The sequence below is a fragment of the Celeribacter sp. SCSIO 80838 genome (assembly GCF_056498065.1).
This window is the reverse complement of the sequence record NZ_JAZKMA010000001.1, coordinates 112429-133486: the sequence shown is the minus strand read 5'-3', so window position 1 is coordinate 133486 and position 21058 is coordinate 112429. Positions and strand designations below refer to the sequence as shown.

General features: G+C 59.7%; 14 protein-coding genes, 2 tRNA genes and 2 rRNA genes. 12 read left to right on the top strand and 6 right to left on the bottom strand.

Annotated features, from left to right (window positions below; all coding sequences use genetic code 11):
• The first annotated feature begins 54 nt into the window (after positions 1 to 54).
• Genes V1475_RS00565 through V1475_RS00550 form a run of 4 tightly spaced genes read left to right on the top strand, consistent with a single transcriptional unit; the run spans position 55 to position 3987 of the window.
• The gene (locus V1475_RS00565) at positions 55 to 1401 is read left to right on the top strand and encodes a flavin-containing monooxygenase (protein ID WP_479411199.1); all 1347 of its coding nucleotides are present in this window, start codon (positions 55 to 57) and stop codon (positions 1399 to 1401) included.
• Positions 1398 to 2300 (top strand): bile acid:sodium symporter family protein, encoded by a 903-nt coding sequence (locus tag V1475_RS00560; protein ID WP_479411198.1) that lies wholly within the window; start codon positions 1398 to 1400, stop codon positions 2298 to 2300. Before V1475_RS00565 ends, V1475_RS00560 begins: the two co-directional genes overlap by 4 nt.
• Positions 2297 to 3226, top strand: a complete 930-nt coding sequence (locus V1475_RS00555; protein ID WP_479411197.1) for an SDR family oxidoreductase — start codon at positions 2297 to 2299, stop codon at positions 3224 to 3226. The genes V1475_RS00560 and V1475_RS00555 overlap by 4 nt, the downstream gene beginning before the upstream one ends.
• Positions 3223 to 3987, top strand: coding sequence for an SDR family NAD(P)-dependent oxidoreductase (locus V1475_RS00550; protein ID WP_479411196.1), 765 nt, complete (start codon positions 3223 to 3225; stop codon positions 3985 to 3987). Before V1475_RS00555 ends, V1475_RS00550 begins: the two co-directional genes overlap by 4 nt.
• 5 nt (positions 3988 to 3992) lie before the next feature.
• On the opposite strand, the gene V1475_RS00545 is transcribed toward V1475_RS00550, so the two are convergent.
• Complete coding sequence (locus tag V1475_RS00545) at positions 3993 to 4211, bottom strand: hypothetical protein (protein WP_434290693.1); 219 nt, start codon at positions 4209 to 4211, stop codon at positions 3993 to 3995.
• Positions 4212 to 4492: 281 nt separating this feature from the next.
• A complete protein-coding gene (locus tag V1475_RS00540) occupies positions 4493 to 6391 on the bottom strand; it encodes an acyl-CoA synthetase (protein ID WP_479411195.1) in 1899 nt (632 codons plus the stop codon).
• Positions 6392 to 6632: 241 nt separating this feature from the next.
• Between V1475_RS00540 and V1475_RS00535 the strand changes: the two genes are divergently transcribed.
• Entirely contained in the window at positions 6633 to 7751 is a 1119-nt protein-coding gene (locus tag V1475_RS00535) for a beta-ketoacyl-ACP synthase III (protein ID WP_479411194.1), read from the top strand.
• On the opposite strand, the gene V1475_RS00530 is transcribed toward V1475_RS00535, so the two are convergent.
• The 4 genes from V1475_RS00530 to V1475_RS00515 all read right to left on the bottom strand — a co-directional run bounded on the left by V1475_RS00530 (position 7715) and on the right by V1475_RS00515 (position 11785).
• Positions 7715 to 8992 (bottom strand): DUF2254 domain-containing protein, encoded by a 1278-nt coding sequence (locus V1475_RS00530; RefSeq protein WP_479411193.1) that lies wholly within the window; start codon positions 8990 to 8992, stop codon positions 7715 to 7717. The genes V1475_RS00535 and V1475_RS00530 overlap by 37 nt on opposite strands.
• Positions 8993 to 9030: 38 nt before the next feature.
• Positions 9031 to 9312 carry a hypothetical protein gene (locus V1475_RS00525; protein ID WP_479411192.1) on the bottom strand — a complete coding sequence of 94 codons (282 nt, stop codon included), beginning with the start codon at positions 9310 to 9312 and terminating at the stop codon, positions 9031 to 9033.
• A 186-nt stretch (positions 9313 to 9498) separates the two neighbouring features.
• Positions 9499 to 9921, bottom strand: a complete 423-nt coding sequence (lysM, locus tag V1475_RS00520) for a peptidoglycan-binding protein LysM (protein WP_479411191.1) — start codon at positions 9919 to 9921, stop codon at positions 9499 to 9501.
• 76 nt (positions 9922 to 9997) lie between these two features.
• Positions 9998 to 11785, bottom strand: a complete 1788-nt coding sequence (locus V1475_RS00515; RefSeq protein WP_479411190.1) for an ABC transporter transmembrane domain-containing protein — start codon at positions 11783 to 11785, stop codon at positions 9998 to 10000.
• Positions 11786 to 12158: 373 nt separating this feature from the next.
• Here V1475_RS00515 and V1475_RS00510 point away from each other — a divergent pair, with 373 nt between their 5' ends.
• The 7 genes from V1475_RS00510 (at position 12159) to V1475_RS00480 (ending at position 21017) form a co-directional block, all read left to right on the top strand.
• Positions 12159 to 13172: a glycine betaine ABC transporter substrate-binding protein gene (locus V1475_RS00510; protein ID WP_479411189.1), complete on the top strand. Its 1014-nt coding sequence runs from the start codon at positions 12159 to 12161 to the stop codon at positions 13170 to 13172.
• Between the two features lie 75 nt (positions 13173 to 13247).
• Positions 13248 to 14138 carry an ABC transporter permease gene (locus V1475_RS00505; protein WP_479411188.1) on the top strand — a complete coding sequence of 297 codons (891 nt, stop codon included), beginning with the start codon at positions 13248 to 13250 and terminating at the stop codon, positions 14136 to 14138.
• On the top strand, positions 14131 to 15228 hold the full coding sequence (locus tag V1475_RS00500; protein WP_479411187.1) for a quaternary amine ABC transporter ATP-binding protein: 1098 nt from the start codon (positions 14131 to 14133) through the stop codon (positions 15226 to 15228). The genes V1475_RS00505 and V1475_RS00500 overlap by 8 nt, the downstream gene beginning before the upstream one ends.
• 786 nt (positions 15229 to 16014) lie before the next feature.
• Positions 16015 to 17482 (top strand): 16S ribosomal RNA (locus tag V1475_RS00495).
• 148 nt (positions 17483 to 17630) lie between these two features.
• A tRNA-Ile gene (locus tag V1475_RS00490) sits at positions 17631 to 17707 on the top strand.
• A 24-nt stretch (positions 17708 to 17731) separates the two neighbouring features.
• A tRNA-Ala gene (locus V1475_RS00485) sits at positions 17732 to 17807 on the top strand.
• A gap of 372 nt (positions 17808 to 18179) precedes the next feature.
• Positions 18180 to 21017: ribosomal RNA gene (locus V1475_RS00480) — 23S ribosomal RNA — on the top strand.
• Together the 16S and 23S rRNA genes with 2 tRNA genes alongside form the textbook arrangement of a ribosomal RNA operon.
• Positions 21018 to 21058: the final 41 nt, after the last annotated feature.

The following is a 21058-nucleotide window of genomic DNA, read 5'->3' as shown; positions in this document are numbered from 1 at the left end:
TAACAGTCGTTCAATCTAAAACGGCATCTTCGGATGCCAAAGGGAGGAACATCAATGACTGCGAAAACGGACGGGGCGCCTGTGGGCGCCACGGCGGAGACATATGCGCTGATCGGGGCCGGTCCGATGGGGCTGGCGATGGCCAAGGTGCTGCGCGAACAGGGGATCGCCTTTCAGGGCTTTGAGCTGCATTCCGACGTGGGCGGGCTTTGGGACATTGAGGCGCCGCGCTCGACCATGTATGAAAGCGCGCATCTGATCTCGTCCAAGACGATGACGGAATTCACCGATTTTCCGATGCGCGAGGAGGTGGCGGAATACCCGTCGCACCGCGAAATGGCGCGGTATTTCCGCGAGTTTGCCAAGGCCTATGACCTGTACCGCGACTATGCGTTCAACTGCGAAGTGCTCAAGGTCGAACCGCTTGGGGAGAGCGGCGACGGCTGGCGGGTCACCTGGCGCGATGGGGAGGGGCAGGAGCAGAGCGCGCGGTTCGCGGGCGTCCTGATCGCCAATGGCACATTGTCGGAGCCGAATGTCCCGCAGTTCAAAGGCCAGTTCGACGGCGAAATCATCCATTCCGCCCAGTACCGCCGCCCGGAGCAGTTCGCAGGCAAACGGGTGCTGATCGTGGGGGCGGGCAATTCCGGCTGCGACATCGCGGTGGATGCGATTCATCACGGGGTGAGCTGCGATATTTCCCTGCGCCGGGGCTATTATTTCGTGCCGAAATACGTGTTCGGACGGCCCGCCGACACGCTGGGCGGGGCGGTGACCCTGCCGATGTGGCTGAAGCGTCGGGTGGACGGGTTCCTGCTCAAATGGTTCGTCGGCAATCCGCAGAAATACGGCTTTCCAACACCCGATTATAAGCTCTACGAAAGCCACCCGGTGGTGAATTCGCTGATCCTGTTTCACGCCGGGCATGGCGACCTTAAGGTGCGTCCCGACATCGAGCGGCTCGACGGCAAGACGGTGCATTTCAGCGACGGTTCTCAGGCCGAGTACGACATGATCCTGACGGCGACGGGCTATCTGCTGCACTATCCGTTCATCGACAAGGCATGGCTCAACTGGCAGGGCGCCGCGCCGCATCTCTATCTCAATTGCATGCACCCGGAGCGCGACGATCTTTTCGTGCTGGGCATGGTGGAGGCCTCGGGGCTCGGCTGGCAGGGGCGGCATGAACAGGCGGAGATGGTGGCGCGCTATATTCGCGGGCTGCGGGAGGGACGCACGTCCGCGCTCGAATTGCAGGTCGAGAAAGCCGCCGGATACGCGCGGGCGACGGGCGGGGTGGCCTATCTCAAACTCGCGCGCATGGCCTATTACGTCGACAAGGCGACCTATCGCAAAGCCGTCACCGGCTGGATCCGGGCGCTGTCCAGGGGGGCGGCATGACGGATCTCGACAGTGTCGTTCTGAATTTCAGCCCCACGGGGCTTCTGGTGATGAACGCCATTCTGGCGATCGTCATGTTCTCAGTCGCGCTCGATCTCAAACCGTCGGATTTTGCCCGGCTGTTGCGCGCGCCGAAGCCGCTTTTGGCCGGACTTGTGTCGCAATTCGTGGTGCTGCCGGCGCTGACCTTCGGGATGATCCTCGTGCTGCAACCGCAGGCCTCGATTGCGCTTGGGCTGATCCTCGTGGCGGCCTGCCCGGGGGGCAATATTTCCAATTTCATCACCCATCGCGCGGGCGGCAACGCGGCATTATCGGTGTCGATGACCGGGTGTGCGACCATGGGCGCGATTGTCCTGACCCCGCTCAACATCGCCTTTTGGGGGCAGCTTTACGCGCCTTCGCGGGAGATCCTGAGCGCGGTGGCGATCGATCCGGTTCGGATCGGGATCACGGTAAGCCTGATGTTGCTTTTGCCGCTTCTGGCGGGGATTGCGCTCTATCGTTACCGACCGGAGATTGCGCATCTGATCCGCCGCCCGCTGCAAAGCCTGTCGATGCTGATCTTTCTCGGCTTCATCGTGCTGGCGCTGGCGGCGAATTGGGCGGTGTTTCTGGACTACGCCCGCTACGTGATCCTGATCGTGGTGCTGCACAATGCGGTGGCGCTGGCGGGGGGCTATGCCACGGCGCGCCTTGCGCGGGTGTCGCCCTATGACCGGCGGGCGATCACCATCGAGACCGGAATTCAGAATTCGGGTCTGGGGCTTGTGCTCATTTTCGGGTTTTTCCATGGCCTGGGCGGCATGGCGGTGATCGCAGCACTTTGGGGCGTCTGGCATGCGATCTCGGGGCTTGTTCTGGCACGGCTCTGGTCGCGGACGGAGGCGGTGCGATGACCAAGGTTCTGGTGACAGGGGCCGCCGGGGCGGTGGGATCGGCGCTTTTGGCAGAGCTTGCGGGCAAGGGGATGGAGGTCGTCGCGACCGATCTGCGCCCGCCCGCGGATCTGCCGGAGGGGATGCGGTTCGTGCCGCTCGATGTCGGGGGAAGCGATCCGGATCGGGTGGTCGGGGCGGAGCGCCCGGAGGTGGTGATCCATCTTGCCTCTATCGTCACACCGACGACGCGCGCGGTGGCGCATCGGGTGGATGTCATCGGCTCGCGCAACATTCTCGACGCCTGTCTGGCGCATGGGGTGCGGCGGCTGGTGGTGACCTCGTCGGGGGCGGCCTATGGCTATTACGCCGACAATCCGGTGCCGCTCCGGGAAAGCGATCCGGTGCGGGGCAATCCCGAGTTCGCCTATTCAGATCACAAGCGGCAGGTCGAGGAGATGCTGGCGGAGGCGCGCGGCACGCGGCCAGAGTTCGAACAGGTGGTGTTTCGAGTGGGGACCGTGCTGGGCGCGGGGCTCGAGAACCAGATCACCGCGCTGTTTCACAAGCCGCGGCTTTTGGCGTTGAGCGGCTCGGAAAGCCCGTTCGTGTTCATCTGGACCCGCGATCTGGCGCGGATTCTGGCGCGGGCGATCGCCGAGGGGCCGGTCGGGATCTACAATGTTGCGGGGGACGGGGCGCTGGGCGTCTCCGATCTGGCGCGTGCGCTGGGCAAGCCTGTGTTGCGCCTATCGCCCTGGGCCATTCGTGCGGCTTTGGCCGTGGCGCATCCGCTGGGTCTGTCGCGCTACGGGCCGGAGCAGGTGCGGTTCCTGCAATATCGTCCGGTGCTCGACAATACCGCGTTGAAAGAGCGGTTCGGCTATGTGCCGGAGCTTACGAGCGCGGAAGTGCTCGATCTCTGGCGCAAGGCGGCGGGGCTATGAAGACGGCGGTGATCACCGGCGGGGCCGGGGGGCTCGGTCGGGCGCTCGATGCGGGGCTGCGGGCGCGGGGTTGGGCGACGGTGCTGATCGACCTGCCGGGGCCTGCGCTTGAGGCGCTGGAAGAGGTGCCGGGGCGTCGGGCCTATGGCTGCGATCTGACCGATGCGGCGGCGTTGCGCCATGTGTGTGCGGAGATCCGGCAGGCAGTCCCGAGCGTCGATCTCGTGATCTACAATGCGGGCGTGACCCAGATCGGGACCTTCTCCGAACTGTCGGAGGGGAGCCACCGCAGGCTGTTCGAAATCAACTATTTCGCGGCGGTGAATATGGCGCAGGCGTTTCTCATGGACCTGCGGCGGGTGCGGGGGACGCATCTGGCGATGTCGTCGGTGGCGGGGTTTTCCCCGCTGGTGCGGCGCACGGGCTATGCCGCCAGCAAACATGCGCTCGAAGGGTTTTTCAAATCGCTACGGGCGGAGGAAAAGCCCCATGGCGTACGCTGTGTCATCGCGGCACCGAGTTTCGTGGCGACCAATCCGGGGCAGGCGGAGATGCGCGACGGGTTGAGCCGACCGGGATCGGCGCGGGACACGGTCGATGCGATGACGCCGGAGCAGGCCGCGACGGAGATTTTGCGCGGCCTGGAGCGAGGCCGCGAGTTCATTCCCGTGGGGCGCGTCGCGCGGCTGTCCTTTTGGCTCAACCGGGTGTCGCCGGGGCTTTTCGCGCGGCTGATGGCGTGCAATATCCGGGAGGAGTAAAGGCCTCAGGCGAGGGCGTGTTCGCCTTCGGCGGGCGTGGCGCGATCAGGGGCATGCGATTGCGCCCGCAGACCGTAGAGCAGTGCCGACAGCAGGAGCAGTGTCACACTGCCGATCATCGGGAAGGTCACAAGTCCGAGCCAAAGCGGCATGCCGATCCCCAGCCCAAGTCCGGTGGCGAGCGCTGCGGTGAGCAAAGAGAGGGAAAGCAGTCCGACGAGCATGGCGCAGTCCTTTCGTTCAGAGCGTTTGGGTCTAGGCGTTTGGTTCAAGGGTCAAGAGGCCGGTGTTTTTCATATATTCCGGCATATTCCGGCGGGTTGGTGACCACGCTAGGCGGCGATCTGGGCACAATCATGGCGTGGGAAAGGTTGAAATTCGATTAAAGGCCAGAAAAGACCGTCGAATTTTAAAGACATGAGGTTCCGGCCCACGAAAAAGCCCCGCCGGAGCAGGGCTTTTCGCAATGTCGTTTCGGGCCGTCAGCCCATGTTTCTTCTCTGATTCACTCGGCCCATTCCCAGGGGTTGGTGAAGCGGCCCAGCACATGGGAGAGTTGTTCGGCCTCGGCTTTGGCGGCCGGATCGACCCGGGCGACGAGGCCGCGTTTCTTGTCGTCGATCACCTGGATGACGCGGGCGGTGAGCCCTTCGGCCTCCAGAGCCGCGTTGTAGATGCGGGTGATGGCACGCTTGCGCAGGTCGGGTTTGAACACCTTGCCCACGGCGGTTTTTGGCAGTTCGTCCATGATCTCGACATGTTTCGGGATCGCGGCGCGTTCGTGGATGTGAACCTTGGCATAGGCCATCAGCTCGTCCGCCGTGACGGAAGCTCCCTCCACGAGTTCGACATAGACACAGGGCAGCTCGCCCGCATGCGCATCGGGCTGGCCGATGGCCCCGGCCATGGCGACGGCTTCGTGTCCGGCGAGTGCCTCTTCGATCTCGGCGGGATCAATGTTGTGCCCGCCCCGGATGATCAGGTCCTTGGCGCGGCCGGTGATCCAGACATAACCGTCGGCGTCGATCCGGCCCAGATCGCCGGTGCGCAAATAGACATCATGGTGGAACAGGTCGTGATTCTTGTCCTTCTCGGTATAGGTCGAACCGGGGAAGACGCCGGGGCTGTCGATACAGATCTCGCCCACCTCGTCCACGGCGCATTCCACCGGACCTTCGGCGGTGTGGCGCAGGATTTTCACGTCGGTGTGCGGGAAGGGAATGCCGACGGAGCCGATTTTCTTCGGCCCGCCCACCGGGTTGACGGAGACGAGACAGGTGGCCTCGGTCAACCCGTAACCCTCGACGATCTCGACACCTGCGGCTTGCTCGAAGCGTTTGTAAAGCTCGACGGGCAGCGGCGCGGAGCCGGAGAAGGCCATGCGGACGGAGGAAATATCGGCATCCACCGGGCGCTGCATCAGGACCGAGACGGCGGTCGGCACGGTGATGATGAAGGAGATTTTCCAGCGCTCGCAGAGCTTCCAGAAATTGTCGAACACGCCCTCGCCACGATAGCCCGCAGGGGTCGGATAGACACCATGGGCGCCGGAGGCGATCTGGCTCATCACGATCACCTGACAGGCGAAGACGTGGAACAGCGGCAGCGGGCACATGATGTTGTCCCGCTCGGTGAACAAAAGCCGCGAACCGAGCCAGCCATTGTAGATCATGCCGGAATATTTGTGCTGCGCGACTTTCGGCATGCCGGTGGTGCCGCCGGTGTGGAAATAGGCGGCGACGCGGTCTTCGCGGATGTCTTCGAAGGTGAGCTTGTCACCGGGATATTTCGCCAGCTCGGTGTTGAAATTGAGCATGTCGGCGTGATGCGCCCGCGCGTCGTCGTTTTTCGGACGGATGAACGGCACGATCCACTTTTTCGGCGGGGTGAGGTAATGCAGGAGATCGACCTCCAGCACGGTGTTCACATTGGGCGCATGGCGCACCGCTTCGGCGACCTTCTGGGCCACGTCGGTTTTCGGGAAGCTTTTCAGCGTCACCACGACCTTGGCATTGGTCTCGCGCAGGATGGCGGCGATCTGTTCGGGTTCCAGAAGCGGGTTGATCGGGTTGACGATCCCCGCGACCATGCCGCCCAGAAAGGTCAGCACCGTCTCGTTGGCATTGGGCAGGATATAGGCGACCACATCGGTCTCATTGACGCCGAGCGCGCGGAACATGTTCGCGGCTTGGGTGGTCTTGTGAAGCGTCTCCGACCAGGTCAGGGTCTCCGCCTTGTCCTTGGGACCGGAGGTGATCTGATAGGAAAACGCCGGACGCGCCCCGAAGGCCTTTGCGGTTTTCAAAAGGCGTTCGTAGATCGTGACGGGCACATCGCGGTCTTCCCACGGCATTTCCGCGTCAATGGCGTTGCGCGCCTGAAGCGAGCTGAAATCGGATGGCATGCTGTCCTCCCCTTATGCCGCCGTGCGGTGCGTTCCGGCACGTGCGTCTCCTCGCGGTCATGATGCGGGCAATCCCCGCACCGTGCAAGAGCACCCCCGGGGCGAGAAACGCAGCGTCATGCGACGAAATTCCCCCTTGGACGCCACGTCAGATTTTAGATCGCCCGGTCAGGAACAGTGGACGAACCCCTTGCGCCTGACTAGTGTGCGCGCACTCTGAATACGTCAAAGGAGCGGTGCGATGAAAGAGGTTGTGATCAGCGGAACGGGTGTTTTTACGCCGCCCTATGCAATTTCCAACGATGAACTGGTCGCGTCGTTCAACGCCTATGTCGATCTTTTCAATGCGGAACACGCAGACGAGATCGCGGCGGGGACGGTGGAGGCGAAAAGCTATTCCTCGTCGGAGTTCATCTTTGCGGCTTCGGGCATTGAGCAGCGGTATGTGATGGAAAAGGACGGCATTCTCGATCCGACCCGGATGTGCCCGCACTATGTGCCACGCTCGGACGAGGAGCCTTCGCTGATGGCGGAGATGGCGGTCGATGCCGCGGGGCAGGCGCTTGCCATGGGCGGGGTTGAGGCCGCGGAGATTGACCTGATCCTCTGCGCCGCGTCCAATATGGAACGCGCCTATCCGGCGATGGCCGTGGAAATTCAGGCGCTTCTGGGCGCGGGCGGCTTTGCCTTTGATATGAATGTCGCCTGTTCTTCGGCGACCTTCGGCATTCAGACGGCGACGGATATGATCCGGGCAGGCTCGATCAAGCGCGCTTTGGTGCTGTGCCCGGAGATCACCTCCGGCCATCTCGAATGGCGCGACCGGGATTGTCATTTCATCTTCGGCGATGTGGCGACGGCTGTGCTGCTGGAAGCCTCGGACGTGGCTGCGAAGCCGCAGTTCAAGGTGCTCTCGACCCGCTGCGCCACGCAGTTTTCCAACAATATCCGTAACAACAACGGCTTCCTGCGCCGGGCGCACGACCAGATGGAAGACCGCCGCGACATGCAGTTCATGCAGAACGGGCGCAAGGTGTTCAAGGAGGTGTTGCCGCTGGTGTCGCATCACATCGCGCAACATATGGAAGAGGAAGGGCAGGACCCGACCGGGCTCAAACGCATGTGGCTGCATCAGGCGAACAAGTCGATGAACGATTACATCGGCAAGAAGGTTCTCGGGCGCACGCCGGAGCCGGAAGAACAGCCGAATATCCTTCAGGACTATGCCAATACCTCGTCGGCTGGCTCGATCATTGCCTTTGCGCAGCACAATAGCGGGATGAGCGCGGGCGATCTGGGGCTGATCTGCTCATTTGGGGCGGGTTATTCGGTGGGCTCCGTGGTGGTCGAAAAGCTCTGAGCCGAGACGCCGCCGAGTTCGAGTTTTTCGGCCTCAAGCGGCAGGGCGTTTTGCGCATATGCGAGGGCGCGCTCTGCCATGTCTTGGGCGGCGCGGGCGATCTCCGGGTCGGGCGCGTCCGTCAATGACAAAAGGCAGCGGCGCAGGGTGCGGGTGACTTCGATCTGACCGGCGCCGTCGCGGGCGGTGGCGGCAAAGGCCGCATCGATCAGCGCCCGAGCCGAGGGCGGCGGGCAGAACACATGCGGCGCGCGCACCGTGTCGGTGGGCGCGATGTGGGAGGCCTCCCAGAACCGTGCGGTCGTCCGGGTCACGGCGTCGATCGCGGTGCCGGGATCGTTGACGCCGGGGGAGAGGGCTTTCGAGGAAATTTCCGACAGGGTGGTCAGGCTGAACTCCGCGTCGATCTCATGGGTGCGGGTGGTGCCGATGACGAAGGCGCGGGCCATGGCGTCGAGATCGCTGTCGGGCGACATGCCGGAGAGCTGGGCGAGCGCCGTGCCTTCGAGGACGAAAGCGCCGGGGCGGTGCAAAATATAGACCAACCCGTGGTCGCCTGCGCAACTGTTGAGCGCGCGCGTGTCGATGAACTGGATATAGCCGGTTTTCGGAGCGCGGAGCGGCGATGTTGCCTCCGGCAGGATCGTCTCGGGCGTCAGAGGGTTGGCCCCCAAAGCAGGGTCTTTGCGCAGCGCCGCCATGCTGCGCCGCGCTTCCGTTTCGGCGAGGTTTAGACTGTTGTCGAGGCTGCCGAGTTGGCTCAGATGCTTGATCCAGCGCAGCATGGCGATGATGATCACCACCACGACGAGAATGGTGAGCGCCATGACCACCACAGCCTCGTCATCGCCGTAAACCTGCGTGCGGAACAGGATGATCGTGCTGAGCGCAAAGATAAACGCGCCGATGAAGGCGGAGAGCATGGATTGGGGCGTGGTGTCCTGCAACAGCAGGCGGTGAATGCGCGGCGTGGCGGTGTTGGCCGCCGAGGTATGCGCGCTGACCATGACGTTGAGGGTAAAGGTCGAGACCGCCAGCATGGACGAGGCGAGAATGGTCAGGACCGGCATCACGGCAGCGGTGTCGATGCGCTGGGCGAGTTCTTCGGGGATGTAGCGGCGCAGGATAAGGGTGATCAGCGAGACCGCGAGCGACATCAGCGCATAGAGCGTCACCCGGAGCCAGAGCGCGTGATAATAGCGCCGGAAGAGCAACAGGGGTTTTTTCAAAACGTCGAGCATCTCATGCCTTATGCCTTTGGGGTCCCTTTTATGATGGCTCAACTTTCCGGCGGATCAAGGCGGTAGCCCTCTGCCCAAAGCTCGCAGATGAACAGGGTGGCGGCCTCGAAACACCGGTGCGACAGCGCGTGGAGCACGGGTTTGTGCCAGCCGGAGAGATCGGCGCCCACGGTGATCAGCGCAAAGACGGCTTCCATCGGATCGGGGGGAGCGGGTTGCGCCATAAGCGTTTTGAGCGCGTCATACGGGCTTTGCCGCTCGATCAGAAGGCACGCGATGATCTGTTCTTCGAGCCGATCCTGTCTTGTGCTCTCATCCAATGCGGGCGGTCCGTTTCCTCGTTACGACGCGGGCAAATTATCCAGATTGCGACGAAACAACCATCTTGTTGTTTCGCAAAAGGAAACGATAGGCGGAGAGGTGCACAGCAAAGCGGCATATTTGCCAAATGCAAAAGGGCGCCACAAGATGTGACGCCCTTCGGATATCTCGGCTGTGTTGCCGGATCAGCCTTGCGGGATGATCAGCATCTGGCCGGGGTAGATCTTGTCGGGATGGGAGAGCATCGGCTTGTTGGCCTCGAAGATCTCCATGTAGCGGTTGCCGTCACCGAGCGCGGTCTTGGAGATCGCCCAGAGCGTGTCGCCCTTTTTCACTTCGTGGAACACCGGGTCGGCGCCTGCGAGGGTGTCTTCGACAGCGGCGATGCCCGCGACATTGCCCGCCGCCATGATGATCTTTTCCTTGGTCGCCTGATCGCTGACCGTGCCGCCGATCACCACCTTGTCGCCATCGACGGCCACTTCGACGCCTTCGGCCTCAAGCCCGAGCGCTTTGATTTCGGCCAGAAGGTCGTCCGCGTTCGGTTCTTCCTCTTTCTTGCCAAACACCTTTTTGCCAGCGTCTTTCACAAAGCTGAAAAGTCCCATCTCTCATCTCCTGTCATAAGGGTTTGGCCAAGACTATCCGCCTTATGTAACCAAATGAAAACGGGAAATTTCCGGGTTACTCCCCGTTGGTGAACTGAAGTTTCGCGAGCCGCGCGTAGAGCCCGCCCTCGGCCACCAAGGCGTCATGAGTGCCGGTGGCGACGATCCCGCCGTCCTCGAAGACGAGGATGCGGTCGGCTTTCTTCACGGTGGCGAGGCGGTGAGCGACGATCAGCGTGGTGCGGGTGCGGGCCATGTCCTCGACCGCCTTCTGGACGGCGCGCTCGGATTCGGAATCGAGCGCGGAGGTGGCCTCGTCCAGGAGAAGGATTGGCGCATCGCGCAGGATGGCGCGGGCGATGGCGACGCGTTGCTTTTGCCCGCCCGACAGCATGATGCCACGCTCGCCGACGTAGGAGTCGTAGCCTTCGGGCAGTTTCGCGAGGAACTCATCGGCGGCGGCGGCCTTGGCGGCTTTGATCACCTCCTCCATCGGCGCGTCGGGGCGACCGAAGCGGATGTTGTCGGCGGCGGAGGCGGCAAAAATCACCGGGTCCTGCGGCACGAGCGCGATGTGTCGCCGGAAGTCGGCGCGGGCCATGTCGGAGAGTGGCATGCCGTCGATGGAGATGACGCCCTCCTGCGGATCGTAGAAGCGTTGCAGGAGCTGGATGATGGTGGATTTGCCCGCACCCGAGGGGCCGACGAGGGCGACGGTTTCGCCGGGTTGGATGTCGAAGGAGACACCGTCGAGGGCGGGCGTCGTCGGGCGCGAGGGGTAGAAGAAGCGCACGTCTTTGAAGGAGATCGCGCCTTTGGCGGGCAGGGGGTAGGGTTTCGGATCGGCGGGGTCCTTGACCGGGTCCTCGGAAGAGAGAAGCTCGACGAGGCGTTCGGTCGCGCCCGCGGCGCGCTGCAATTCGCCCCAGATCTCGGACAGCGCACCGGAGGCGCCCGCGACCATGATGGCGTAGATCACGAATTGCACCAGCTCGCCGATGGTCATGGCTTCGGTGCGCACGTCTCGGGCACCGATCCACAACACGCCGACCACGCCGGAAAAAATCAGCGCGATGACGATCACGGTCATGACGGCGCGGGTCTTGATGCGGGTGTGGGCGGAGGTGAAACTTTTCTCAGTGACGCTGTCGAAGCGCGCGGCCTGTTGGGCTTCGCCGGTGAAGGCTTGCACGGTCTGGGCGGAGAGAAGGGCTTCGGAGGCGGTGCCGGAAGACGACGCGATCCATTCCTGGTTTTCGCGCGAGAGTTTGCGCAGGCGACGGCCCAGAACCACGATCGGCACGATCACGACTGGGACGATCAACAGGACAAGCCCCGTGAGCTTTGCCGAGGTGAAGAGCATGAGGATCAGCCCGCCCACCATGATGAGCGCGTTGCGCAAAGCGACGGAGATCGAGGAACCGATGACGGAGAGAATGAGCGTGGTGTCGGTGGTGATGCGCGACAGCACCTCGCCGGTCATGATGCGCTCGTAGAACGCGGGGGACATGCGGATCATCCGGTCGAACACGGCCTTGCGGATGTCGGCGACGACACGTTCGCCCAGACGGGTGACAAGGTAATAGCGCATGCCGGTGCCAAGGGCCAAAGCGCCCGCGATCATCAGGGCGGCACCGAAATACTGGTCGAGCAACACGACGCCCGCGCTCTGGAAACCGTCGACCACCCGACGCACGGCGACGGGGAGGATCAGGGAGATACAGGCGGTGATGACGAGGGCGACGAGGGCCGCGACCATCAGCCCCTTGTAGGGCCGGATGAAAGGCCAGAGCGCACCGAGGGCGCCGATGTGTTTCGATTTCTCGCGGTCAGCGGCATCCGTAAGAGTGCGGTCGGCGGCCATGTCCTGTCCTTCGTATATGTAAAGTGCGCATAGGTGCATGACTGATAGTGCGCGCGTCGCTTTGGCGCAACACCTGCGGGGATTGCGCGAAGTTTCGTGAATTTTTCGTGTCAGACGGGGCGTGAGGTCGCGGTGTCCGGGAAGATGGTTGCATCACGAGGCGTGATATGTTGGGTTATGGTCACGCTCCGCCGGATCGTGCCTCATGGTCTTCTCTGCATGCTTATGTGAGAGGGGGAGGCCGAGGCGCTCCTTCGATGGGCAGCGAACGGCAAGCGCGGAGAAATCGCCCAATTCGGGGTGGTGACTGGTCCTGAGACGCCAAGAGCGCGGGGATCGGAGAACTCACACGAAGTAAGCGGGAGTCCCCCTTATGAAAAACAATAAACTATTTGCGGCCAGTTTTCTGGCCCTCGGCACCATGGCCGGCGGCGCTTTCGCGGCGGAGGAATGTGGTGCTTTGAAAGTCGCTGAATTCAACTGGGCCTCGGGTGAGCTGATGGCCAATGTGGATGCGATCATTCTCGAAGAAGGGTTCGGCTGCGATGTCGAACTGATCAACGGCGGTACGAACACGCTGTTCGCCTCGATGAACGAGAAAGGCGAACCGCAGATCGCGCCGGAACTTTGGACCAACGCGGTGCGCGAACCTCTTGAGAAGGCGGTCGAAGAGGGCAGTATGATCAAGCTCCTCGACGGTCCGATCACGGGTCTTGGCGAGGGTTGGTGGGTGACACCGGCATTTGCCAAAGAGCACCCGGAGCTCGACACGGTCGAGAAGGTGATCGAACACCCGGAATTCTTCCCCTATGTGGAAGACGACAGCAAAGGCGCCTTTATGGGCTGTCCGTCGGGTTGGGGCTGTCAGCCAGCCAATGCCAACATGTTCCGTGCCTTCGACATGGAAGAAAAAGGCTGGACGCTGGTCGATCCGGGCTCTGCCGCCGGTCTTGAGGGCGCGATTGCCAAGGCAGCCGAACGCGATGAATACTGGTTCGGCTATTACTGGAACCCGACGGCCGTGGTCGGCAAATACGATTTGGTTTTCCTGCCGTTCGAAACCGAATGGGCTGGGTCTGAGAACTGGGACGGCTGCATGGTGAAATCGGTGGACGAATGCGCAGATCCGAAACCGTCGAGCTGGACCAAATCCGAGGTGTCCACGGTTGTGACCAAGGATGTGCCGGAGATCGCGCCCCAAGGTGTGCTCGATTACCTCAAGGCGCGGGTCTTCCCGGGCGAGGTGATGAACGAGATGCTCGTTTACATGACGGACAATCAGGCCATCGGCGAAGATGCCGCTTATGAGTTCCTTGCAACGCACGAAGACGTCTGGACCCAATGGGTGACCCCTGAGGTCGCTGAGAAGGTCAAGGACGCACTTTGATCCGTCTGAATTTCTGATCATTTCGGGCCTGCGATACCCTCGCGGGCCCTTCCCTCTATATATAGGAGTGAAAACTTGCTGGAGTTTCTCACTGAATTTCCCTCTTTGGGGCGGCGCGATCTGTCCGCCTTCAAGCAGGGGATCGACGAAGGGTTTCGCACCTTTTCGCGCGCCTATGGCGAAGCGCTCGAGGCCTTCTTCAATCCCCTTCTCAAATTTCTCGTCTGGTTCGAGAAGGTTCTCATCAACACCCCCTGGCCGATTGTCATTCTGGTGATCGCGATCATCACATGGCTCGGTGCGCGTAGTTGGAAGATCACCATCGGGGCCGTGCTGTCCCTTCTGCTCATCGGCTTCATGGGTATGTGGGAAGACACCATGGCGACGCTGGCGATGATCACTGTGGCCACTCTGGTCTGTGTGGCGCTGGGTATTCCGGTCGGCATTCTGATGTCGCGCTCGAACCGGGCACAGTCCATCGTGACGCCGGTCCTCGACGTGATGCAGACGATCCCCTCCTTCGTCTATCTGATCCCGGTGGTGATGCTTCTGGGCATCGGCAAGGTGCCGGGGCTGATCGCGGTCTGTATCTATGCCATTCCGCCCATTGTACGTCTGACCAATCTGGGCATTCGTCTGGTCGATAAAGATGTGATGGAAGCGGCCGATGCGTTTGGGGCCTCGTCGCGGGAGAAACTGTTCGGGGTTCAGATCCCGCTCGCGCTGCCCAATATCTTTGCCGGGGTGAACCAGACGATCATGATGGCGCTCTCCATGGTGGTCATTGCCTCGATGATCGGGGTGAAGGGGCTTGGCACGCAGGTCTTGCGGGCCATCGGCAACCAGTATCTGGCGTTGGGCCTGATGAATGGTCTCGCGATTGTGGCGTTGGCGATCATTTTCGATCGGGTCAGCCAGACCTATGGCAAACGCCTGCAAGCCTATCGGGAGACCGGCCATGACTGATCAGAGCATGACTGATGTAAATATGATGGACGAGACCCCGAACGCAGATGTGAAGGTTTCGATCCGCAATCTCTATAAGATCTTCGGCGAAGATCCCGCGGGGGCGCTGGAGCATGTCAAATCCGGGACGACGAAACCGGAGCTGATGGAACAGCACAATCATGCGCTGGGCCTCAACAACATCAACCTCGACATTCCCGCCAAGGGGATTCAGGTGATCATGGGCCTGTCCGGCTCCGGTAAGTCGACGCTCATTCGCCACCTCAACCGCCTGATCGAGCCGACCTCCGGCGAGATCTGGATCGACGGTGAGGATGTCTTGGCCATGGATGCCAAGCAGCTCCGCGACCTGCGGCGGTTCAAAATGTCCATGGTGTTTCAGAAATTCGGCCTGCTGCCGCACCGCACCGTGTTGGAAAACGCGATGTACGGGCTGGAGATTCAGGGCGTCGATGGCAAAGAGGCGGAGGAGCGCGCGCGCAAATGGCTCGACCGTGTGGGCCTTGCCGGGTTCGAGGATCAATATCCCTCGCAACTCTCCGGCGGTCAGCAACAGCGGGTGGGGCTTGCCCGTGCGCTCGCGACCGATGCGGACATTCTCCTGATGGACGAAGCCTTCTCCGCGCTCGATCCGCTGATCCGCACCGATATGCAGTCGATCCTGCTCGAATTGCAGGAAGAGCTGCACAAGACGATCATCTTTATCACCCACGATCTCGACGAGGCGCTGAATATCGGCGACCAGATCGCGATCCTGCGCGATGGCGAGATCGTCCAGTCCGGCGATCCGCAGGACATCATCATGAAGCCGGCGGACGATTACATCACCGACTTCATCCGCGACATCAACCGCGCCAAGGTCGTGCGCCTGCGTTCGATTGCGAGGAAAGGCGAGACAGGGCAGGGGGCGACGCTCAAGGGCGGGATGTCCATCGAGCAGGCGCTGCCGAAACTCACCCGCGCGCCGGATCGCAAATGTCCGGTGGTGTCGATGAAGGGGGAACCCTTGGGGGCGGTGTCGCTCGATGATGCGATCAATGCGCTGAAGCCACTGGAAAGCGACAGCGACGAGGATGTGCGCTACGCATGAACGGCGTGCTGGAGCGGGAGCGGCAAAGGGCGGGGGAAACCTCGCCCTTTTTCATGGGGATTCATCCCCGTGTCATATGAGGCGGGAAAAATGGATGACGAGTCGGGGCGACTCGCATCTGACACGGGGTGATTCAGGAAAATCACTCGCCTTACGCAGGGGCAATTTGAGCTGATTTGCACCCGCAAGGCGAAAAGCGACACGCGAGAGGCCGCGATTCATCGAGGTGATTCATCGAAATTGCCCCGAAACCCCGTTGGTGTGGGTTTGCCGATGCAGAAAAAACATGCTGCGATGCCAATAAAATAAGGTGTTTGGGGAAAAACTGTTGGGGGCGCATGCTTTTTTTGAAAAAAGCACTTGCGGCCCTCAGTCGTAAGCCTTAGAACCCCCTTCACCGGCGGCGCAGACAGCGCGGCACGGGGCGCCAGACGGACTGGCCGGGACGCTCGGAAGAGTGGCTTGGACGGGAAGCGAGGTAGAAAATTTGAGGCAGATCTGGGCGGGCGCGCCGTAAGTTAGGGCGCACTGGTCTGGTTTTTGTCTCTGGCTCTTTGAAATTGATAGATGAACGAAGAGATATGTGGGCGGTTTGGTCTTAACGACAAGAGCGTCTGTATATCGCACTCTTAGAACTCAGGTTCGATGATAGAGTGTCAGCTTCACTGTTTGTCGGCTTTCGGTATCTTTGATACCAAGCACGAGAAACAGTTTCCTGGAACCTTAGCCGGTTTCAGGAGTGATGTGCAGAGGTTCGACGTCAAGGTTAGCGCAGTAATGTGCTTTCAACTTGAGAGTTTGATCCTGGCTCAGAACGAACGCTGGCGGCAGGCCTAACACATGCAAGTCGAACGAAGCCTTCGGGCTTAGTGGCGGACGGGTTAGTAACGCGTGGGAACGTACCCTTTGCTACGGAATAGTCCCGGGAAACTGGGTTTAATACCGTATACGCCCTTCGGGGGAAAGATTTATCGGCAAGGGATCGGCCCGCGTTAGATTAGGTAGTTGGTGGGGTAATGGCCTACCAAGCCTACGATCTATAGCTGGTTTGAGAGGATGATCAGCAACACTGGGACTGAGACACGGCCCAGACTCCTACGGGAGGCAGCAGTGGGGAATCTTAGACAATGGGGGCAACCCTGATCTAGCCATGCCGCGTGAGTGATGAAGGCCTTAGGGTCGTAAAGCTCTTTCGCCTGTGAAGATAATGACGGTAGCAGGTAAAGAAACCCCGGCTAACTCCGTGCCAGCAGCCGCGGTAATACGGAGGGGGTTAGCGTTGTTCGGAATTACTGGGCGTAAAGCGCGCGTAGGCGGATATTTAAGTCAGAGGTGAAATCCCGGGGCTCAACCCCGGAACGGCCTTTGATACTGGATGTCTTGAGTTCGAGAGAGGTGAGTGGAATTCCGAGTGTAGAGGTGAAATTCGTAGATATTCGGAGGAACACCAGTGGCGAAGGCGGCTCACTGGCTCGATACTGACGCTGAGGTGCGAAAGTGTGGGGAGCAAACAGGATTAGATACCCTGGTAGTCCACACCGTAAACGATGAATGCCAGTCGTCGGCAAGTATACTTGTCGGTGACACACCTAACGGATTAAGCATTCCGCCTGGGGAGTACGGTCGCAAGATTAAAACTCAAAGGAATTGACGGGGGCCCGCACAAGCGGTGGAGCATGTGGTTTAATTCGAAGCAACGCGCAGAACCTTACCAACCCTTGACATCCTGATCGCGGATCGTAGAGATACTTTCCTTCAGTTCGGCTGGATCAGTGACAGGTGCTGCATGGCTGTCGTCAGCTCGTGTCGTGAGATGTTCGGTTAAGTCCGGCAACGAGCGCAACCCACATCCTTAGTTACCAGCGGTTTGGCCGGGGACTCTAGGGAAACTGCCCGTGATAAGCGGGAGGAAGGTGTGGATGACGTCAAGTCCTCATGGCCCTTACGGGTTGGGCTACACACGTGCTACAATGGCATCTACAGTGAGTTAATCTCCAAAAGATGTCTCAGTTCGGATTGGGGTCTGCAACTCGTCCCCATGAAGTCGGAATCGCTAGTAATCGCGTAACAGCATGACGCGGTGAATACGTTCCCGGGCCTTGTACACACCGCCCGTCACACCATGGGAGTTGGGTCTACCCGACGGCCGTGCGCTAACTCTTCGGAGGGGCAGCGGACCACGGTAGGCTCAGCGACTGGGGTGAAGTCGTAACAAGGTAGCCGTAGGGGAACCTGCGGCTGGATCACCTCCTTTCTAAGGATGTTTCTAGCAGATTGGCTTGCCATTCTCGTGAAACACTTAGCAGCTACATAGTAGCATAGATCAACAATAGTTGATCAAACTCGGCCAGGCCGTCCTCATATCTCTTCGTAAAGTATCACAGACCTACCGGTCTGGACTTGGGTCGGTAGCTCAGGTGGTTAGAGCGCACGCCTGATAAGCGTGAGGTCGGAGGTTCAAGTCCTCCTCGACCCACCACTAATTCGCTGAAACAGCGAGTATGGGGCCTTAGCTCAGCTGGGAGAGCATCTGCTTTGCAAGCAGAGGGTCATCGGTTCGATCCCGATAGGCTCCACCATTACCACTAAGATTACATCAGCAAGCACTGAGATCAGTGTTTGCTCGTCTAATCTTAGACGACAATTGACATCGTATAGAGAGATTAAATGCAACATCGTTGATCGCCCAAGTGAGGGGTGATCTCGGTCGCTTCCCGGAAGGGAAGGCGCATGACAGACCACATTCCCGGTCTTACTGCGTATCGCGGCTGAAAAGATGATGTTGCCCAAGTCAAGTAAACTAACCAAGTTGCAGTTCTGCGGAATTGCAGCGCGTTTCCGATCCCATACAAGATCGGAAGCGGGAAAGTATGCTTTTGGTCCTGAAAGTATAGCTTCGCGTCTTTACCAGCTCGCGTTGCTCGCAAACCAGTTTTGCTCTTTCTGGATCAAATCAAGCGCGAGAAGGGCGTTTGGTGGATGCCTTGGCAGTAAGAGGCGATGAAGGACGTGATACTCTGCGATAAGCTATGGGGAGCCGAGAATAGGCTTTGATCCATGGATTTCCGAATGGGGGAACCCACCTGACAGTTCGATATAATAGCTTAGGCTGCTTATATCTTGCTGAAACAGGTACTTTTAACCTGAACACATAGGGTTTTAAGAGCAAACCCGGGGAACTGAAACATCTAAGTACCCGGAGGAAAGGACATCAATAGAGACTTCCCTAGTAGCGGCGAGCGAACGGGAACCAGCCGAGCACGATGAGTGACTGGAACAGATTGGAAAGTCTGGCCATAGCGGGTGACAGCCCCGTACAGGAAGCTTTGAGTGACGTATTAAGTAGGGCGGAACACGTGAAATTCTGTCTGAAGATCGGGGGACCACCCCCGAAGGCTAAGTACTCCTTACTGACCGATAGCGAACCAGTACCGTGAGGGAAAGGTGAAAAGCACCCCGACGAGGGGAGTGAAACAGTTTCTGAAACCGGACGCCTACAAGCAGTCGGAGGGACCTCGAGTCCTGACGGCGTACCTTTTGTATAATGGGTCATCGACTTGGTCTTACGAGCAAGCTTAAGCCGTTAGGTGTAGGCGCAGCGAAAGCGAGTCTTAATAGGGCGAATGAGTTCGTGGGATCAGACCCGAAACCGAGTGATCTAGGCATGACCAGGATGAAGGTAAGGTAACACTTACTGGAGGTCCGAACCCACACCTGTTGAAAAAGGTCGGGATGAGTTGTGCCTAGGGGTGAAAGGCCAATCAAACTCGGAGATAGCTGGTTCTCTGCGAAATCTATTTAGGTAGAGCGTCATCCGAATACCCCGGGGGGTAGAGCACTGGATGGGTAATGGGGCCCCACAGGCTTACTGATCCTAACCAAACTCCGAATACCCGGGAGTACTAGATGGCAGACACACTGCGGGTGCTAACGCCCGTAGTGAAGAGGGAAACAACCCTGACCTCCGGCTAAGGCCCCTAATTCATGGCTAAGTGGGAAAGCAGGTGGGACGACCAAAACAACCAGGAGGTTGGCTTAGAAGCAGCCATCCTTTAAAGATAGCGTAACAGCTCACTGGTCTAGATAAGTTGTCCTGCGGCGAAGATGTAACGGGGCTCAAGCCATGAGCCGAAGCCGAGGATGCCGTAAGGCATGGTAGCAGAGCGTGGTGTGATATAGCTTCATGCCTCCTTAGTACTGATCTTCTTCGAAGACAGTTCATTGGAGGCTCGAAGCTTTCTGTGAAGCGGGCGCGTGAGCGATCCCGTGGAGAGATCACCAGTGAGAATGATGACATGAGTAGCGACAAACAGGGTGAGAGACCCTGTCGCCGAAAGTCCAAGGGTTCCTGCTTAAAGCTAATCTGAGCAGGGTAAGCCGACCCCTAAGGCGAGGCCGAAAGGCGTAGTCGATGGGAACCAGGTTAATATTCCTGGGCCAGAGAGAAGTGACGGATCGCAAAGGTCGTTCATCCTTATCGGATTGAATGGGCGGCTGAGCGGTCCCTGGAAATAGCCTCTCATTAGATCGTACCCTAAACCGACACAGGTGGACTGGTAGAGAATACCAAGGCGCTTGAGAGAACGATGTTGAAGGAACTCGGCAAAATACCTCCGTAAGTTCGCGAGAAGGAGGCCCAGTTTCTACGCAAGTATTGGCTGGGGGCACAAACCAGGGGGTGGCGACTGTTTACTAAAAACACAGGGCTCTGCGAAGTCGCAAGACGACGTATAGGGTCTGACGCCTGCCCGGTGCCTGAAGGTTAAAAGGAGGGGTGCAAGCTCTGAATTGAAGCCCAGGTAAACGGCGGCCGTAACTATAACGGTCCTAAGGTAGCGAAATTCCTTGTCGGGTAAGTTCCGACCTGCACGAATGGCGTAACGACTTCCCCGCTGTCTCCAACATCGACTCAGCGAAATTGAATTGCCTGTCAAGATGCAGGCTTCCCGCGGTTAGACGGAAAGACCCCGTGCACCTTTACTACAGCTTCACACTGGCATCAGGCACAACATGTGCAGGATAGGTGGTAGGCTTTGAAGCAGGGACGCCAGTCCCTGTGGAGCCTTCCTTGAGATACCACCCTTGTTCTGCTTGATGTCTAACCGCGACCCATTATCTGGGCCCGGGACCCTGTGTGGCGGGTAGTTTGACTGGGGCGGTCGCCTCCCAAAGAGTAACGGAGGCGCGCGAAGGTTGGCTCAGAGCGGTCGGAAATCGCTCGTTGAGTGCAATGGCAGAAGCCAGCCTGACTGCAAGACTGACAAGTCGAGCAGAGACGAAAGTCGGCCATAGTGATCCGGTGGTCCCGAGTGGAAGGGCCATCGCTCAACGGATAAAAGGTACGCCGGGGATAACAGGCTGATACTGCCCAAGAGTCCATATCGACGGCAGTGTTTGGCACCTCGATGTCGGCTCATCTCATCCTGGGGCTGGAGCAGGTCCCAAGGGTATGGCTGTTCGCCATTTAAAGAGGTACGTGAGCTGGGTTTAGAACGTCGTGAGACAGTTCGGTCCCTATCTGCCGTGGGTGTAGGATACTTGAGAGGAGTTGCCCCTAGTACGAGAGGACCGGGGTGAACGATCCACTGGTGGACCTGTTATCGTGCCAACGGTAGTGCAGGGTAGCTATGATCGGAAAGGATAACCGCTGAAGGCATCTAAGCGGGAAGCCCCCCTCAAAACAAGGTATCCCTGAGGGCCGTGGAAGACCACCACGTCGATAGGCTGGAGATGTAAGTGCAGCAATGCATTCAGTTGACCAGTACTAATTGCCCGATAGGCTTGATTTGATCCAGTAAAAGCAAAACTGCTCTTACTCGAACAAAAGCAT

Excerpts from the sequence above, each read along its gene's own strand:
- lysM (WP_479411191.1), bottom strand. The coding sequence starts at position 9,921 with ATGGGACTTTTCAGCTTTGTGAAAGACGCTGGCAAAAAGGTGTTTGGC.
- V1475_RS00565 (WP_479411199.1), top strand. The coding sequence starts at position 55 with ATGACTGCGAAAACGGACGGGGCGCCTGTGGGCGCCACGGCGGAGACA.
- V1475_RS00500 (WP_479411187.1), top strand. The coding sequence starts at position 14,131 with ATGACTGATCAGAGCATGACTGATGTAAATATGATGGACGAGACCCCG.
- V1475_RS00550 (WP_479411196.1), top strand. The coding sequence starts at position 3,223 with ATGAAGACGGCGGTGATCACCGGCGGGGCCGGGGGGCTCGGTCGGGCG.
- V1475_RS00555 (WP_479411197.1), top strand. The coding sequence starts at position 2,297 with ATGACCAAGGTTCTGGTGACAGGGGCCGCCGGGGCGGTGGGATCGGCG.
- V1475_RS00540 (WP_479411195.1), bottom strand. The coding sequence starts at position 6,391 with ATGCCATCCGATTTCAGCTCGCTTCAGGCGCGCAACGCCATTGACGCG.
- V1475_RS00545 (WP_434290693.1), bottom strand. The coding sequence starts at position 4,211 with ATGCTCGTCGGACTGCTTTCCCTCTCTTTGCTCACCGCAGCGCTCGCC.
- V1475_RS00535 (WP_479411194.1), top strand. The coding sequence starts at position 6,633 with ATGAAAGAGGTTGTGATCAGCGGAACGGGTGTTTTTACGCCGCCCTAT.
- V1475_RS00560 (WP_479411198.1), top strand. The coding sequence starts at position 1,398 with ATGACGGATCTCGACAGTGTCGTTCTGAATTTCAGCCCCACGGGGCTT.
- V1475_RS00510 (WP_479411189.1), top strand. The coding sequence starts at position 12,159 with ATGAAAAACAATAAACTATTTGCGGCCAGTTTTCTGGCCCTCGGCACC.
- V1475_RS00515 (WP_479411190.1), bottom strand. The coding sequence starts at position 11,785 with ATGGCCGCCGACCGCACTCTTACGGATGCCGCTGACCGCGAGAAATCG.
- V1475_RS00530 (WP_479411193.1), bottom strand. The coding sequence starts at position 8,992 with ATGCTCGACGTTTTGAAAAAACCCCTGTTGCTCTTCCGGCGCTATTAT.